Origin of the sequence: Psychrobacillus sp. FSL W7-1457 (assembly GCF_038593405.1) — a bacterium.
Taxonomy (GTDB): Bacteria; Bacillota; Bacilli; order Bacillales_A; family Planococcaceae; genus Psychrobacillus.
In genome coordinates this window covers 3,156,464-3,171,450 of the sequence record NZ_CP151993.1, presented here as the reverse complement: position 1 = coordinate 3,171,450, position 14,987 = coordinate 3,156,464, and the positions used below count along the sequence as shown (strand labels likewise).

Here is a 14,987-nt window from a genome sequence, read left to right as displayed (position 1 = left end):
AAGAGAAATGAGTTACATACAAACAGAAGAAGTTAATGATATGACCGTGGTAGAGGCGCTAGAAAAAAACTTGGCGATTATTCGTTTTGATATGAATCGCCGTGTGGCGTATGTTAATGAAAATTTTGCAAAAGAACTTAACTATACTGTAAGTGAAGTAAAAGGCATGCATCACAGAGAATTCTGTTTTCCAGATTTTGTGAACAGCCCGGCATACGAAAAGCTTTGGAAGGATCTGTTTGCGGGTAAGTCCTTTTTCGATAAGGTAGAAAGAAAAGCTAAACATGGCAATAGTGTGTTTTTAGAAGCTTCTTATATGCCTATTTTTGGGAGAAACGGCAAGGTACTTGGAATCTCCAAGGTTGCTACTAATGTAACAGGACGTCATCAAATTCTTATGGGGGTTACAGAAGAGTTAAATCATATGTCTGAAGAGTTGAGTAATCGTGCCGAAGTGGGGATTAAAAGAAGCGAAGACCTTTTAGAAAGAATAGATGAAATTGCTGCTGGTTCTAAAGAAAATACAAACACATTAGAAAGTCTTCAAAAACAGGCAGATTCAATTAAAGGGATTGTTCAAACTATCAGAGAAATTGCAGCACAAACGAACTTACTAGCCTTAAATGCAGCAATTGAGGCAGCAAGAGCTGGAGAGCACGGCCGTGGTTTTAACGTTGTCGCCCAAGAGGTGCGTAAGTTGGCTGGAAGAGTCGAGGCTTCCATCGTAGAAGTAAGAGAGAATATTGAAGGAATAGCAAAACAAGTTGATAAGGTAACTGCGAGCAATAGTCACTCGCAGACGGTTATCGAAAAAAGCCAAGAGGAAATAAGAACTGCACTAGAAGAGTTTAAAGATATTTCGACGGCTTCTGAAAAACTGGAGCATCAGACTAAAGAATTTAGCAAGCTTATCTAATTTTGTTTAGAAGAAACGGAATTTCATCCAAATTGTCTATCGTGTAGTCGGCATTAGGGGCAGGCCAATATATGTCTCTTTTCCATATCGTATGAAGTCCAACATTTTTGGCGGCAATTATGTCATTTATAGGATGATCGCCTATATAGACAGCTTCTTCAGCGTTAACATTAAGCTGTCTAAGAGCCTTTTCAAAGATCCGAGGGTCTGGTTTTTTCATGTCCTCCCACTCTGAGATTAATATAGTTTTAAAATAGGGTCTGATTCCTAAAGAAACAATGTTGTCCATTTGAAACTGTCCTTTTCCGTTGCTGATCATTCCAAGCGACAGGGACAGTTTTTTTAATTGATCCAGCATGGATAATAGATTTGAAAATGGTACACAATACGAATGGAAGTTGGTTATGTAATGATTTAATAATTCCATTTCTGTTATATCCTTTATGTTAAATTCTTGTATTAGGGTTTTATAAACAAAATCCTTCCACTTATAGCCTCGATCATCTAACTCTATAAAACGACTACAGAATTTTTCCTTTGGAACATGACCTAAATGAGTGTGGAGCACATTATATTGCCAGCTAATAAATTTCTTTAAAGATTCCTCTCTGTTTAACAAAGTCCCATCTAAATCAAAAAGCACTGCTCTTATCAACCGACATCACTCCTTATGGTTTAATGATTATATAAAAACATGTTACACTATGAAGTGTTATAGGAGGTGCCGTTTTGAGTGAATATACTATCATTTATATCGAAGTTAAGAGAGAAATCGATTTCTATTTTCAAATGCAGCATATAGAGTCTAGCTTTACTCTGCAGATGGACGGAATGGCAATTGTCTCGGCTCAGCATCAATTTAAATTTCAAAATGTACATGATATATCCTATAAGCCCTTTTCGTATGGAGCAGGAATACTATATCTGCATACCAATCAAGGTGTCTTTTCCTACAATATTAAAGAAAATCCTGCTTATTTTATAGAGGCCTTCAAAACATTAAAATCATCTTATAAATAATCCCCACCCCAAAACACATGAGCCTATCATGTGTTTTTTTATAGCTAAGATATAGACAGTTTTTGTATTGCAGATTTATTACAGGTGCCTGGCACCTGTAATATGAACAGAATTTTAAGAATGATTGAACTTTTTAACTCATTATTGTAAAAGAATTTTACCGTGCTATAATGAGAACAATCAAATTTCGTATACTCGTATAATAGCAGGGATATGGCCTGCAAGTTTCTACCGACTTACCGTAAAGAAGTCGACTATGAGTGGCATGGTTAAATGATTGGGACACTTTGTGTACCATCTATTTTATTATTCGATTTATAACTCGAATGCCATTGCTCCACTCTTAGGGTGGGGCTTTGTCATTCGAGTTTTTTTGTATCCAAATATGAGGAAAGAAGGAATCCAAGTGAAGTTATTAAAGGATAAAATTGTAGAAGTAGGCAAGGTTTTATCAAAGGACGTTTTAAAGGTGGATGCTTTTTTAAATCATCAAATTGATCCTGTTGTGATTAAGGCTATTGGTGAAGAAATAGCCAATCGTTATAAGGAAGCGGGAATAACAAAAATCTTGACGATTGAGTCTTCTGGGATTGCTCCTTCTATGTTTGCGGGTCTTGAACTTGGGGTTCCTGTTGTATTTGCGAGGAAAAGCAAATCTGTAACTCTGTCTGAAAACTTACTGACGTCACAGGTACATTCCTTTACAAAAAATATTACTAGCGATATTTCTGTCTCAAAAGATTTCCTGCACGAAGGAGAAACTGTATTAATCATCGATGACTTCTTAGCAAATGGACAAGCTGTCCTTGGATTACTTGAAATTATCGAGCAAGCAGGAGCTACTACTGCTGGTGTAGGTATTGTTATTGAAAAAGGTTTCCAGCCTGGTGGGAAATTGATTCGCGAAAAAGGTATTCGCGTAGAATCACTAGCCATTATTCAATCCTTGGAAGATGGCAAAGTAGAATTTTTAGAAGGTGCACCTACATATGAATAATATATTTAAAAACACCACACTTGGCTTACAGCACGTATTAGCAATGTATGCAGGAGCAGTTATTGTACCTCTTATAGTAGGAGGGGCTCTTGGGCTCAGCTCAGAGGAGTTAACCTATTTAGTTGCAATCGATATTTTAATGTCCGGAGTTGCAACTATTTTACAGGTAATGAGCAATCGATTTTTTGGGATTGGTTTACCAGTAGTTTTAGGATGTACATTTACAGCAGTGGGACCCATGATTGCAATCGGTGGAGATTATGGAATATCTGCTATTTACGGAGCAATTATTGTTTCTGGTATTATTGTTATTTTGATCAGTGGTTTTTTTGGTAAGTTAGTTCGATTTTTCCCACCAGTAGTAACCGGCTCAGTTGTTACTATTATTGGAATTACTCTAATTCCTGTTGCTATTAATAACATGGGTGGAGGACAAGGTGCAGAAGATTTCGGTTCTATTCAAAACGTATTATTGTCATTTGGTACGCTAATTTTTATCGTTTTATTATACAGATTTTCCACAGGGTTCGTTAAAGCTATTTCTATATTAATAGGTATTATTGGTGGAACGGTTGCTGCTTATTTTATGGGTATTTTAGATTTTACCGCTGTGAAAGAAGCAGACGTTTTTCATATGATTCAGCCTTTGTATTTTGGGATGCCTACATTTGAATGGTCTCCTATTCTTACGATGACTCTAGTAGCTATCGTTTCGTTAGTAGAATCTACAGGGGTATATTTTGCACTTGGGGATATGCTTGGGAAAAAAATAGAGAAGAAAGATTTAACAAAAGGTTACCGAGCTGAAGGAATCGCAGTGGTATTAGGTGGATTCTTTAACTCTTTCCCATATACTACATTTTCACAAAATGTAGGGCTCATGCAGATTTCTGGAGTTAAAACACGCAAGGTTATTTATATTGCGGGAGGTATGCTAATATTTCTAGGGTTTATACCAAAGATATCTTCACTTACTACAATCATTCCAGAGGCTGTCCTAGGCGGGGCAATGATTGCGATGTTTGGGATGATAATCTCACAAGGAATTAAAATGCTAAGCACCATTATTTCCGATTCAGATTCACCTGATAACGCTATGATCATTGCGTGTTCGATTGGTATAGGTCTAGGTGTGACGGTTGTTCCTGACTTATTCATATCCTTACCAGAGAGTGTCCGAATCTTAACAAGTAATGGTATTGTAGCGGGAAGCTTCACGGCAATCATATTGAATATATTGTTCAATATGCTACCTACTAGAAAGAAAAAACAGTAGATTCAGAATAATAAATGCTTATAAACTGATAGTGTTGTATGATAAAGGTAACTACAATTATTGGAGGAATGTTTATGTTAGTAACTACAACGCCTACCATTGAGGGAAAGACAATTGAAACATATCACGGCATCGTGTCTGGAGAAGCTATTATGGGAGCAAATGTTGTACGAGATCTTTTTGCCTCAGTAACAGATATAGTAGGAGGAAGAAGCTCTGCTTATGAAAATAAGCTATCTCAAGGCCGAGAAATAGCTATAGAGGATATGAAGACTCTTGCTAGTAAGCTTGGAGCTAATGCTGTAATTGGTGTAGATTTAGACTTTGAAACAATCCGTGAGGGCATGATGATGTGTGTAGCTACAGGTACTGCAGTTACATATAGGGACTGATTAGTTAAAGTCAAAAGTCGTAAACCCAGCCTAGGGTTTACGACTTTTTTTGAGAGTTCTTTTTTTATACTATAGTACTATTTAAATAACTATTACGTAAGTCGAAATAATATATGGATTTGCAAGAATAATACTAGGTGAGGTCAACATCATGAGAATTAGAGATTGGAATCGTAGTTTACAGGTTCGTTTGTTTGGTGAATTTTTTAGTAATTTAAGCTTTTGGATGGTCTTTCCGTTTTTAGCTATCTATTTTGCAGATGAATTCGGGGCTAGTATGGCAGGGGTATTGCTGGTCTTATCCCAAGTGTTTTCTGTTGGAGCTAATTTAATCGGGGGTTATTGTGCGGACCGATTCGGTAGAAGGACGATGTTATTTTTCTCTGCAACCGCAGAAGGTTTTGCTTTTATTTTATTTGCCTTTGCTAATTCTCCTTGGTATGATTCACCAATGCTTAGCTTTGTCGCATTTACGATAGCGGGTATGTGCGGATCATTTTATCACCCTGCAAGTCAGGCAATTGTTGCTGATGTTGTGCCAGAAAAGGACAGAAGTACGGTGTTTTCTGTATTTTATACATCTATTAATATTTCGGTTGTCATTGGACCTATAGTGGGAGCTGTTTTATTCTTTAACCATCGTTTCTTATTGCTTCTAATATCAGGCGTTATCTTCTGTTTAGTAGGATTAGCACTACGTTTCCTAACAGAGGAAACATTACCAGATGAGGTAAAGCAGCAATTAAAAGAAAGTGGTGGAAACGGTTGGGTTCAAGTAGTTATTAATCAAATAAAAGCATATGGACTAATTGTTAAGGACAAAGTATTTTTCCTATTTATCATTGCGGGAATCTTGCTAGCCCAAACATATATGCAGTTGGATATGCTAATTCCTGTCTATATGAAGGAAGCAATTGATGTTCAAGTTCTTGGTAACCTATTTGGTCGTGAATGGGCGGTAACTGGAGCAGGCTCCTTCGGTATACTTTTATCTGAAAACGGCTTATTAGTAGTTATTTTCACCGTGTTTGTCACTCGTTGGATGACGAAGTATCCGGAGCACAAAGTATTCTTCTTGTCGTCGCTCTTATATGCGATTGCCATGCTCATCTTCCCTATGACGGCTAACTTCTGGGTATTCGTGTTTGCTATGGCTGTATTTACTTTAGGAGAACTAGCAACAGTAGGATTGCAGGAAAGCTTTGTATCTAAGCTAGCACCAGAGGATATGCGTGGACAGTACTTTGCGGCCGCTAGCTTAAGATATACTATAGGGAGAACGATAGCACCGCTTGTTCTGCCGCTTGTCACATGGGTTGGCTTCACGTGGACGTTTGTTCTACTTGCTGTTTTGTCATTACTCAGCGGATTTATCTATCTACTAACGTTTAAGGAATACTACAAAAGACAAAATAGTCTAGCGAAAAGTAGCGAATTATAACAACAGCCCCGACGTATCAGAGATACATCGGGGTAACTTTATATTCTCCAATAAATTGGACAAGGGCTGATCTCCATTGGAGACCAGCCCTTGATTTGTATGAGGTAAAACATAATCTTTGAATTTTTAAATTTCATCCCGAATGTTCGGTGAATAATTTCCATGAAAGGTTTAAGCTTTCAATGCCGCGGTAAATTGTTCCACTGGTTGTCTTCTAACCTAAGCAACGTAAACCCTACCTTCTTTTACGTCCTTGCGACCCTATAATCGCTCCAGTGTGAATAAGTATGTTCAAAAACACGTTTGTAGAATGCCAAATTTCTTTTTTATGTTCTACCTAAATTGTTAACAACCTATAATATATCATATTTTTTATTGAAGGTCAATAGATTTATGATAAACTATTCTAAACAATGACAAGGCTGGTGGGAAAATGGAAGTATGGGATACGTTTAATCATTACAGAGAGAAAACAGGAAAAACTCATATCCGTGGAGAAGAAATGGAAGAGGGGGTCTTTCATGAAGTTGTCCATGTTTGGATCATGAATGATGAAGGACAGCTTTTAATACAAAAACGTCAGGCTTGGAAAACAGGCTGGCCAAATATGTGGGATTGTGCCGCTGCAGGATCTGTATTAACTGGAGAGACCTCAGAAATGGCTGCGGTCCGTGAAACAAAGGAAGAGCTGGGAATTGATATAAATATGGAGCAAGCAGAGGTTTTATTCACAGTTAAATTCTTACGAGGCTTCGATGATAATTATTTAATAAAACAAAATGTAGAGAAAGAGGATTTAAAGCTTCAATATGAAGAAGTGGCAGATGCTAAATGGGCAACGATTCAGGAAATAAAAGAAATGGTGAAGCGTGGAGAGTTTATTGCTTATCATATATTAGACAATGTATTTGACATAATAGCATCAAAAATTAGCTTAAGAAAAGCAACAATAGAAGATGCGCAAGTGCTATATGAAATTCAAAAACAAGTATTCCTGCCACTTTATAAAAAATATGAGGATCATCAAACGACTCCTGTATTACAAACTTTTGAACGATTTCAAGAACGCTTGCATCAAGGTATCTTTTATAAAATTATAGTAGAGGATGAATTAGCAGGTAGTGTACATGTGTACAAAAAATCATCGCAAACAATGCGTTTGCATATGATCAATATATTAGAAAGCTTTCAAGGAAAGGGTTTGGCTCAACAGGTAATGACACGGCTAGAAATGATCTATCCTGAAGTGACTAGCTGGGAGCTCGATACCATTCTCCAAGAAGAAAAAAACTGCTATTTATATGAAAAAATGGGCTATGTACGTACAGGAGAACAGAAAAAGATTAACGATAACATGACTATAATTTCTTATGAAAAACATATAGGACTTAGCCAATTACAACCTTTATAGGAGGAATACCGATGCCAGAAATCAATCATCAAGTATACATTAAGGAAAGTATTGCTAGAGTATTTGATACACTAACAACGGCAGAAGGATGGAACGCTTGGTTTACTGATCAAACATCAATACATCAAGAGTCAGATGGAACTGGTGAGATACGTTTGAGATGGACTGGCTTAGGTAAGGACAAAAAGGATTTAGTGGATGGCGGTAAGATATTGGAGACCATTTCGAATAAATCCTTCATTTTTCAATGGACTCCAGGAGAAAGTGTTACAACAATTGAGTTTAAATTAGAACCTTATCGAGATGGTACACTTGTTGTATTTAAGGAAACAGGCTATTCCAATTCAGATAAGGATATAAAAGCCTGCTTGAACTGTGCAATTGGCTGGGGAGAGACTTTAACACTTCTAAAGGTGTACTTGGAGGAGGGGCTAGTATACAAAGAGGAAAGTAAAGAAATCCAGCAATGCTAATAATGATTTAAAACGTGATGGAACAAGTGATGTAATTTTAGTGGATGGTTTGAGTGATTGTAGTAATTTATTGATTGATTGTCGTAAAGTAAGGCTGGATTGTAGTAAATTATGGGGTCATTGTCGTAAAATTTTCTAGAACGAGAGAGCTGCTGAATGAGTGTAGTAATCTACGGGTTGATTGTCGTAAAGTAAGGCTGGATTGTAGTAAATTATGGGGTCATTGTCGTAAATTTTTCTACAACGAGAGAGTTGCTGAGAGATTGTAGTAATCTACGGGTTGATTGTCGTAAAGTAAAGCTGGATTGTAGTAAATTATGGGGTCATTGTAGTAAATTTTTCTAGAACGAAAGAGTTGCTGAGTGATTGTAGTAATTTATTGGTTGATTGTCGTAAAGTAAGGATGGATTGTCGCAAATTATGGGGTCATTGTCGTAAATTTTTCTAGAACGTGGAAAATCCGTAGCAGAAACACTGGCAATTAAATAAAATGACCATAAGGTTAGAGGTTGATTTATAAACACATAAAAAATGAGCTGGAAAATGTATATCTAAGCTCATTTTTTATATGTGTTATTTTTTTACTGAAGCACAGGTTAAATTAGGAATTAACGATTAGGTAATCATACTATTTTGGATTTGTTATTCTACTTTCTATTAAATATTTGGCTTCAGATTCAATTATTTCCATGTAGTTAGCTTTATGAAAGGGTTTATTAATCTAGCAACCCTTCTCTATATTATTGTTTTGAACATCCACAATTATAGTTAAATATGCTTCGCCATTATATTTTACGCTTTGTTAAAGTTATTGGTTGATTTTGACTAACAATTCTTTTTTTATAGTGACTGTAAACATAAACAAAGGAACTTTCAAATGGCTATTAAGAACATAAATAGATGATGAAATTGGGGTTGGTGACAGTTTTTAGCTTTGTTTATGCGAGTAAATTTATTAGCGCTTTATCGATGCCAAAGCTGTTCCCATTTATTGATTGGAGCACCAGACGGCGACTCCTACGGGATGAGTGAGACAGATAAGACATCACAACCACGCGCGTAAGCGATGGGTGATGGCTTATCGCTCACCCCGAGGAAAGCGTCCGGCTGGGGCGGAAATCAATTCTACTCTCTGATTTAAGATTTCTTTGCATTATAAATCAACTCTCCCCTTTAACATAGCCATATTTTATTACCCCTGTAACTTGTTTTTTCTCTAAATCTATATTTGTATATTGGATACGATTCTTAATGGAGCAAAGTTAATGTTTTGAATATAACAACAGACAACCGTAATGTGGGTCATGTTTTCTAAAGCATACTTTAGAAAGTACTACGTATAATCACCTTAATCTACTGTTCCTAACACATCTGTATTAGGAGGTTCATAACCCATCTGGCGTGCCATAGCCATAATCTGTCCTTTGTGATGGAATTCATGAGTGATTGTATGCATGAGCAATTTACGAGGTGTCATTGATATCGGTTCTCCTCCTTCTCTCCAAGGAATCTGCCTCTTTATCGGCTTATCCATTTGTTGTGCGAATACTTCAAATACCTCATTTACATAAGAATCTACTTGTTCAAAGTGTACTTTTATTTCATTCCAACCGAGTTCCAACAGTTTTTCCTTTGAAGTGAGAGGTTTCTTTGTTTTCAATAAAACAAATGAGCCAAGCCAAGCATGATAACAGTCTGCTATGTGAACCAGCGTGTCTCTTACACTTTGCCAACCAAAGTTATTTTCTTGAGTAAAGTCACTTGGATCTAGTTCACTACAAAAGTCAAGAAGTGTCATTCGAGTCTGTCTAACCCATTCATATTCGTTTTGAGTCACTATACCCACCCCCTATAGATGTCACATACCTTTATATTCTCTATTTCTAACTAGATTCCTTCTTAAACTACCTTCTCACGTGAGTTTAAATGTAACATTTAACACAATTCTGCCCTACAAAAATCTAACCATATCTTTAACATAGTCATAATAAAAAAAGTCTCAGAAAATTTTACGAATGGTAAAATTTCTGAGGCTTATGGAATTCCTAAGGAAGTTGCATCATACTATCACAGGAGCAAAAAACTCCTGATAGAGTTCTCGGAGAATTTTGTTTTCATTGCTTTGATGAACACCAAAGGAAAGGCTGACCTCTGACGATCCTTGGTTAATCATTTCAATGTTAGCTCCAGTTCGAGCAATGGCTGTGGCAGCTCTAGCTGCTAGGCCGGTGCTATTGTTCATGCCCTCTCCAACGACTACAATCATGGAGAACTCATGACGGAAATGGGCATCTTCTGCGTGTAATTCCTCCTTAACCCTCTTTACTATTCTGTCCTCTTTTTCGGGTGTTAGCTGGTGGCTTCGAAAAATCACAGATATATCATCTAAACCTGAAGGAGTATGCTCATAGGAAATATGCTCTTCCTCTAGAATTTGAAGTAGCTTGCGACCAAAACCGATCTCTCGGTTCATCAAATACTTACTGACGTATAGTATAGAGAATCCACTATCAGCTGAAATCCCAGTTATAGGTCTTCGATTCACTTTTCTGGATGAGACAATCTTGGTGCCAGGTGCAGAGGGGTTATTCGTGTTTTTAATGCATACCGGAATTTTAGCCTTGTATACCGGCATTAATGCTTCGTCGTGGAATACAGAGAAACCGGCATACGAAAGCTCGCGCATTTCTCGGTATGTGATTTCCTCGATTTCCACAGGACAGTTAACTACCTTCGGATTTGCACAAAAAACAGAATCCACGTCGGTAAAGTTTTCGTAAAGCTCAGCTTGAATAGAGGCTGCTAATATGGATCCGGTTATATCTGATCCACCTCTATCAAAAGTCCGTAGTAAGCCCTTTTTTGTATAACCAAAAAATCCAGGGAAAACAATCACTTCACTAGTATTTTTTAGACTCGTATGGAGGTTTTTATAAGCCTCCGGGAGTGCCATTGCCCGCTCGGGTAAGTCATTTATTAACAGACCTGCTGACTTTGGACACATGTATCTAGCTGGAATTCCGATGCTTGTGAAATAAGTAGAAATAAGCTTCGCATTATTATCCTCTCCGCTCGCTTTTAAGGAATCCATAAATAAACTATGATTTTCTTGTTTCATAGATAGCCTTGAACGTAAATCCTCTTCAATTACATCACAAATGAGTAAATCTAAGTCTAAGCCCAGAGCAATTTCCTTGTAGCGATCTAACACAGCATCAAGGCAAGGCTCTACATTTTCACCATGTAAGGCAGCGTTGCCTAGGTTTATTAATAAATCGGTCACTTTTTTATCTTGTTCAAAACGTTTGCCTGGTGCTGAAACGACTACGTATTTTCTTTTAGAATTAGCCTTTACGATTTCAGCAACCTTTTTAATTTGTTCTGCGCTCGCTACCGATGTTCCTCCAAATTTACTTACGATCATCTCATCAAATCCTTACTATTTTCGATTAATTGTATTTATGGGAAAAACAAATGATTTTATACAGTGTACAAATATTAATCATATTCGTCAATACGTTAGTCAATATTTAATAAAAGATATTTCATATAAGTGTATGATTCTGTGATTAATTATATTATTGTTCGTAATTAGGTTAATTAATTAAATAAAACAACGGATTGTCCATCTTTAATCATTTTATATACGAATAATAAATATTTTTAATTTTTTAAAATAGCATAATATCAACGTTTATATACGATGTAATAAAATGATAGCGTTTTCAAGTTTTCGAACTATATTGACAACTAAAAATATCCTGCGTATGATAGGGATAATTCAATAAGTGATAAACGATTTTGACAGAGATAAGCTTTACATTTTGTAAATCTACAGAGAGCTGATGGTTGGTGCAAATCAGTGGTTTCGTATGTGAGGTAGCACTCTTGAATCGGTGGGCTGAAGTCAGTAGGCTCATCCGTGAATGCGCGTTAAGCATGTGACTTAAGAGGCTGCAGTATGTTTGCAGTAAATTTGGGTGGTACCGCGTGAGTTATTTTAGCTCTTCGCCCCTTACATTAATGTAGGGGACGAAGGGCTTTTTTGTTTTTCCAAAATAAGGAGGAGATTTGTATGCTTCAAGATCAAACCATTTTACGTATTCCAGGACCAAGTCCAATTCCACCGAGTGTGCAACGAGCGATGAATCAATCAATGATTGGTCATAGAGGAAAAGAAACCTCAGATATGCTTAAGCGTATTACCCCTGGGTTGAAGAAAGTGTTTGGTACAGACCAAGAGGTTGCCGTTATTGCTGGGAGTGGGACTGCAGGTTTAGAAACGGCAGTTGTGAATGTCGTAAAGCCAGGGGAAGAAGTGCTTGTTGTAGTAACAGGTGCGTTTGGAGATCGTTTCACTAAGATTTGTGAGGCCTATCATATTAAAACACACGTATTAAGTACTGAATGGGGCAAGGCATTAGATCCACAAGAAGTTAAGGCATTTCTAGTAAAGCATCCACAAGTAAAAGCAGTATTTTCTACTTATTGTGAGACATCCACTGGAGTTTTAAATCCAATTGATCAGCTAGCTTTAGCCGTACAAGAGGTGTCAGAGGCTTTAATCGTAGTAGATGGAGTTTCATGTGTGGCAGGAGTAGAAACGAAAATGGATGAGTGGGGAATCGATGTAATGGTCACTGGTTCTCAGAAGGCATTCATGCTTCCTGCAGGTTTAACGTTCGTCGCTGCTAGTGCAAAAGCTTGGAAAGTGATCGAAGAAAACGATCAGCCTAGATTTTATTTGAACCTAAAAAAATATAGAGATAATTTACTAAAAGATACTACACCGTTTACTCCCGCCTTGTCATTATTATTTGGACTTGAGCAGGTGCTGAACTTATTGGAGACAGAAGGTCTTGAAAACGTATATGCTCGCCATGAGCTAATGAAAAATATGACTCGTGCAGCGTTTAAAGCACTAGACATTCCATTACTGACAACAGATAAGGATGCTTCCCCAACTGTTACAGCTGTTCAGCCAGAGGATTTTGATGCAGAAGAGTTCCGTAAAATTCTGAAGAATGAATTCGCGATATCCATAGCAGGCGGCCAACAGCATTTAACGGGCAAAATCTTCCGAATTGGGCATATGGGCTATTGCTCTCCAGCAGATCAGCTGCAGATCATTAGTGCGATAGAGATAGCTCTAAAAAAAATAGGTAAAGATATTGAGCTTGGAAAAGGAACAGCAGCGGCGCAACGAGTTTATTTAGCATAAGTAAAACTTAATGAGAAGGAGCAGATGAATGATGACTTACAATATACTAATTAGCGACCCACTTAGCGAGGATGGTATTTTCCCTTTAAGGGAGGCAGAGGGATTTAATATAGTAGTAGATACAGATTTAACCCCTGATCAACTTGCAGAAAAAATTGGAGAATTCGATGCTTTGCTTGTGCGAAGTCAAACTCAGGTCACTCGAGAAATTATTGAAAAGGCAACGAACCTAAAAATCATAGGCAGAGCTGGAGTTGGAGTAGATAATATTGATCTTCCTGCAGCAACAGAGCGTGGAATCATTGTTGTTAATGCACCGGATGGCAACACCAACTCTGCTGCTGAGCATACTATTGCAATGTTAATGTCGCTTGCTCGAAAAATTCCGCAAGCATTCCATTCCTTAAAAAATAAAAAATGGGATCGCAAAACGTATATTGGAGTAGAGGTAAAGAATAAAACATTGGGTGTCGTTGGATTTGGTCGAATCGGTCAAGAGGTTGCAGTTCGTGCAAAGGGTCAACGAATGAACGTAATTGCCTACGATCCTTTCTTAACCCCTGAAAAAGCAGAAAAGCTTGGCGTACAATTTGGTACAGTGGAGGATGTTATTAAAGCAGCAGATTTCATCACTATACATACTCCTTTACTTAAAGAAACACGCCACTTAATTAATAAGGACGCATTTGAAAAAATGAAGGACGGTGTACAAATCATTAACTGTGCCCGCGGCGGAATTATCGATGAGGATGCTTTATATGATGCGATTCTTTCGGGCAAGGTGGCTGGGGCAGCGCTAGATGTGTTTGAAGAGGAACCATTCGTAGAGCATAAGCTGTTAACATTGCCACAAGTTATTGCTACACCTCATTTAGGGGCTAGCACAGTAGAAGCACAAGAAATTGTAGCAATTGACGTGTCATACGATGTAGTAAGCTTTTTAACAGAAGGAGTCGTAAAAAATCCAGTTAATCTTTCTTCAGTACCGAAGGACATATTGGCAAAAATTGAACCATATTTCAACCTGGTCGAACAGCTTGGATCCTTTTTGAGCGATTTAGTGGAGGGACCTCCAGAAGAAATAAATATTACCTACGCTGGAGAGCTTTCTAATTTTGATACTCGCCCATTATCTCGAAACGCAGTTAAGGGTTTCCTAAAAAGCAAGTTAGGCGAATCTGTAAACGATGTGAACGCCAAGTTCCTTGCTGATCGTCTAGGCATTTCTATTAATGAATTAAAAACGACAAACTCTAAAGGATTCACAAGTCTAATTACAGTGGAAGTAAAAACTGCTACTGAATCACGAAAAGTGTCTGGTACATTATTGAATGGACTTGGCGGGCGAATCGTTCGAGTGGATGACTTTATCGTAGATGTAGTCCCTAATGGATATTTACTATTTATTCGTCATAAAGACCAGCCAGGTGCAATTGGGCGTGTAGGTATGCTGCTTGCAGAGGAAGGTGTTAACATTGCAACCATGCAGGTGGGACGCTCAGAAGTAGGCGGAGATGCAATTATGATGCTTACAATCGACAAGCATATAGAGAGTAAAGGTGTCGAGAAGTTAAAGAGTCTAGCAGATATTTTCGATGCAACTCCTATAGATTTATAAGTAAAAATTTAAAAGCGTAGTTTAAAATTGAAAAATCATCTCTCGAGGTCTTCTGAGAGGTGATTTTTTATTGGATATTTATGTTAAAATTATTATACATAGTGAAGGTCTGCCTCAAACTAACTTTCTCACAAGGATTATTAAACTTGCCTTCTTAGGTATATACTCTATTTCATAGAGGAGAGAAGTTCTAAATCTAGCATAATAAAAAGGAGTCTAGCT

13 protein-coding genes, 1 pseudogene, 1 riboswitch and 1 other annotated feature are annotated in these 14,987 nt (G+C 37.4%); of the genes and pseudogenes, 11 read left to right on the top strand and 3 right to left on the bottom strand.

What is annotated here, in order from left to right; genetic code table 11:
- The first annotated feature begins 7 nt into the window (after positions 1 to 7).
- Positions 8 to 916, top strand: a complete 909-nt coding sequence (locus tag NSQ95_RS15600) for a methyl-accepting chemotaxis protein (RefSeq protein WP_342559919.1) — start codon at positions 8 to 10, stop codon at positions 914 to 916.
- Here NSQ95_RS15600 and NSQ95_RS15595 read toward each other — a convergent pair.
- A complete protein-coding gene (locus NSQ95_RS15595; RefSeq protein WP_342559918.1) occupies positions 909 to 1,571 on the bottom strand; it encodes an HAD-IA family hydrolase in 663 nt (220 codons plus the stop codon). The two genes, NSQ95_RS15600 and NSQ95_RS15595, sit on opposite strands and share 8 nt — an antisense overlap.
- 74 nt (positions 1,572 to 1,645) lie before the next feature.
- Here NSQ95_RS15595 and NSQ95_RS15590 point away from each other — a divergent pair, with 74 nt between their 5' ends.
- The 8 genes and pseudogenes from NSQ95_RS15590 to NSQ95_RS15555 all read left to right on the top strand — a co-directional run bounded on the left by NSQ95_RS15590 (position 1,646) and on the right by NSQ95_RS15555 (position 7,926).
- Positions 1,646 to 1,936 carry a hypothetical protein gene (locus NSQ95_RS15590; RefSeq protein ID WP_169360712.1) on the top strand — a complete coding sequence of 97 codons (291 nt, stop codon included), beginning with the start codon at positions 1,646 to 1,648 and terminating at the stop codon, positions 1,934 to 1,936.
- A 175-nt stretch (positions 1,937 to 2,111) separates the two neighbouring features.
- Positions 2,112 to 2,213: riboswitch (purine riboswitch) on the top strand.
- A 129-nt stretch (positions 2,214 to 2,342) separates the two neighbouring features.
- On the top strand, positions 2,343 to 2,933 hold the full coding sequence (locus NSQ95_RS15585) for a xanthine phosphoribosyltransferase (RefSeq protein WP_340882245.1): 591 nt from the start codon (positions 2,343 to 2,345) through the stop codon (positions 2,931 to 2,933).
- Positions 2,926 to 4,209 carry a nucleobase:cation symporter-2 family protein gene (locus NSQ95_RS15580; RefSeq protein ID WP_340882247.1) on the top strand — a complete coding sequence of 428 codons (1,284 nt, stop codon included), beginning with the start codon at positions 2,926 to 2,928 and terminating at the stop codon, positions 4,207 to 4,209. The genes NSQ95_RS15585 and NSQ95_RS15580 overlap by 8 nt, the downstream gene beginning before the upstream one ends.
- Positions 4,210 to 4,283: 74 nt before the next feature.
- Complete coding sequence (locus NSQ95_RS15575; protein ID WP_169360716.1) at positions 4,284 to 4,601, top strand: YbjQ family protein; 318 nt, start codon at positions 4,284 to 4,286, stop codon at positions 4,599 to 4,601.
- 151 nt (positions 4,602 to 4,752) lie between these two features.
- Complete coding sequence (locus tag NSQ95_RS15570) at positions 4,753 to 6,042, top strand: MFS transporter (protein WP_340882250.1); 1,290 nt, start codon at positions 4,753 to 4,755, stop codon at positions 6,040 to 6,042.
- A 433-nt stretch (positions 6,043 to 6,475) separates the two neighbouring features.
- Positions 6,476 to 6,958: pseudogene (locus NSQ95_RS15565) on the top strand (NUDIX domain-containing protein); the annotation flags it as partial.
- A gap of 48 nt (positions 6,959 to 7,006) precedes the next feature.
- Positions 7,007 to 7,453 (top strand): GNAT family N-acetyltransferase, encoded by a 447-nt coding sequence (locus tag NSQ95_RS15560; RefSeq protein ID WP_340885858.1) that lies wholly within the window; start codon positions 7,007 to 7,009, stop codon positions 7,451 to 7,453.
- Positions 7,454 to 7,464: 11 nt separating this feature from the next.
- Complete coding sequence (locus NSQ95_RS15555) at positions 7,465 to 7,926, top strand: SRPBCC domain-containing protein (protein ID WP_340882252.1); 462 nt, start codon at positions 7,465 to 7,467, stop codon at positions 7,924 to 7,926.
- 1,348 nt (positions 7,927 to 9,274) lie between these two features.
- On the opposite strand, the gene NSQ95_RS15550 is transcribed toward NSQ95_RS15555, so the two are convergent.
- Both NSQ95_RS15550 and NSQ95_RS15545 read right to left on the bottom strand, forming a co-directional pair.
- Positions 9,275 to 9,763, bottom strand: a complete 489-nt coding sequence (locus NSQ95_RS15550) for a DinB family protein (RefSeq protein ID WP_169360719.1) — start codon at positions 9,761 to 9,763, stop codon at positions 9,275 to 9,277.
- A gap of 222 nt (positions 9,764 to 9,985) precedes the next feature.
- Entirely contained in the window at positions 9,986 to 11,350 is a 1,365-nt protein-coding gene (locus NSQ95_RS15545; protein ID WP_298470943.1) for an aspartate kinase, read from the bottom strand.
- 368 nt (positions 11,351 to 11,718) lie between these two features.
- Positions 11,719 to 11,945, top strand: a binding site (T-box leader).
- 56 nt (positions 11,946 to 12,001) lie between these two features.
- Here NSQ95_RS15545 and NSQ95_RS15540 point away from each other — a divergent pair.
- A complete protein-coding gene (locus tag NSQ95_RS15540; RefSeq protein ID WP_342559917.1) occupies positions 12,002 to 13,147 on the top strand; it encodes an alanine--glyoxylate aminotransferase family protein in 1,146 nt (381 codons plus the stop codon).
- Between the two features lie 31 nt (positions 13,148 to 13,178).
- Positions 13,179 to 14,765 (top strand): phosphoglycerate dehydrogenase, encoded by a 1,587-nt coding sequence (gene serA / locus NSQ95_RS15535; RefSeq protein WP_342560825.1) that lies wholly within the window; start codon positions 13,179 to 13,181, stop codon positions 14,763 to 14,765.
- Positions 14,766 to 14,987 lie beyond the last annotated feature (222 nt).

Bases quoted from the DNA above. Each gene is read 5' to 3' on its own strand.
- NSQ95_RS15600 (WP_342559919.1), top strand. From the start codon at position 8: ATGAGTTACATACAAACAGAAGAAGTTAATGATATGACCGTGGTAGAG.
- NSQ95_RS15580 (WP_340882247.1), top strand. From the start codon at position 2,926: ATGAATAATATATTTAAAAACACCACACTTGGCTTACAGCACGTATTA.
- NSQ95_RS15575 (WP_169360716.1), top strand. From the start codon at position 4,284: ATGTTAGTAACTACAACGCCTACCATTGAGGGAAAGACAATTGAAACA.
- NSQ95_RS15570 (WP_340882250.1), top strand. From the start codon at position 4,753: ATGAGAATTAGAGATTGGAATCGTAGTTTACAGGTTCGTTTGTTTGGT.
- NSQ95_RS15555 (WP_340882252.1), top strand. From the start codon at position 7,465: ATGCCAGAAATCAATCATCAAGTATACATTAAGGAAAGTATTGCTAGA.
- NSQ95_RS15545 (WP_298470943.1), bottom strand. From the start codon at position 11,350: ATGATCGTAAGTAAATTTGGAGGAACATCGGTAGCGAGCGCAGAACAA.
- NSQ95_RS15540 (WP_342559917.1), top strand. From the start codon at position 12,002: ATGCTTCAAGATCAAACCATTTTACGTATTCCAGGACCAAGTCCAATT.
- serA (WP_342560825.1), top strand. From the start codon at position 13,179: ATGACTTACAATATACTAATTAGCGACCCACTTAGCGAGGATGGTATT.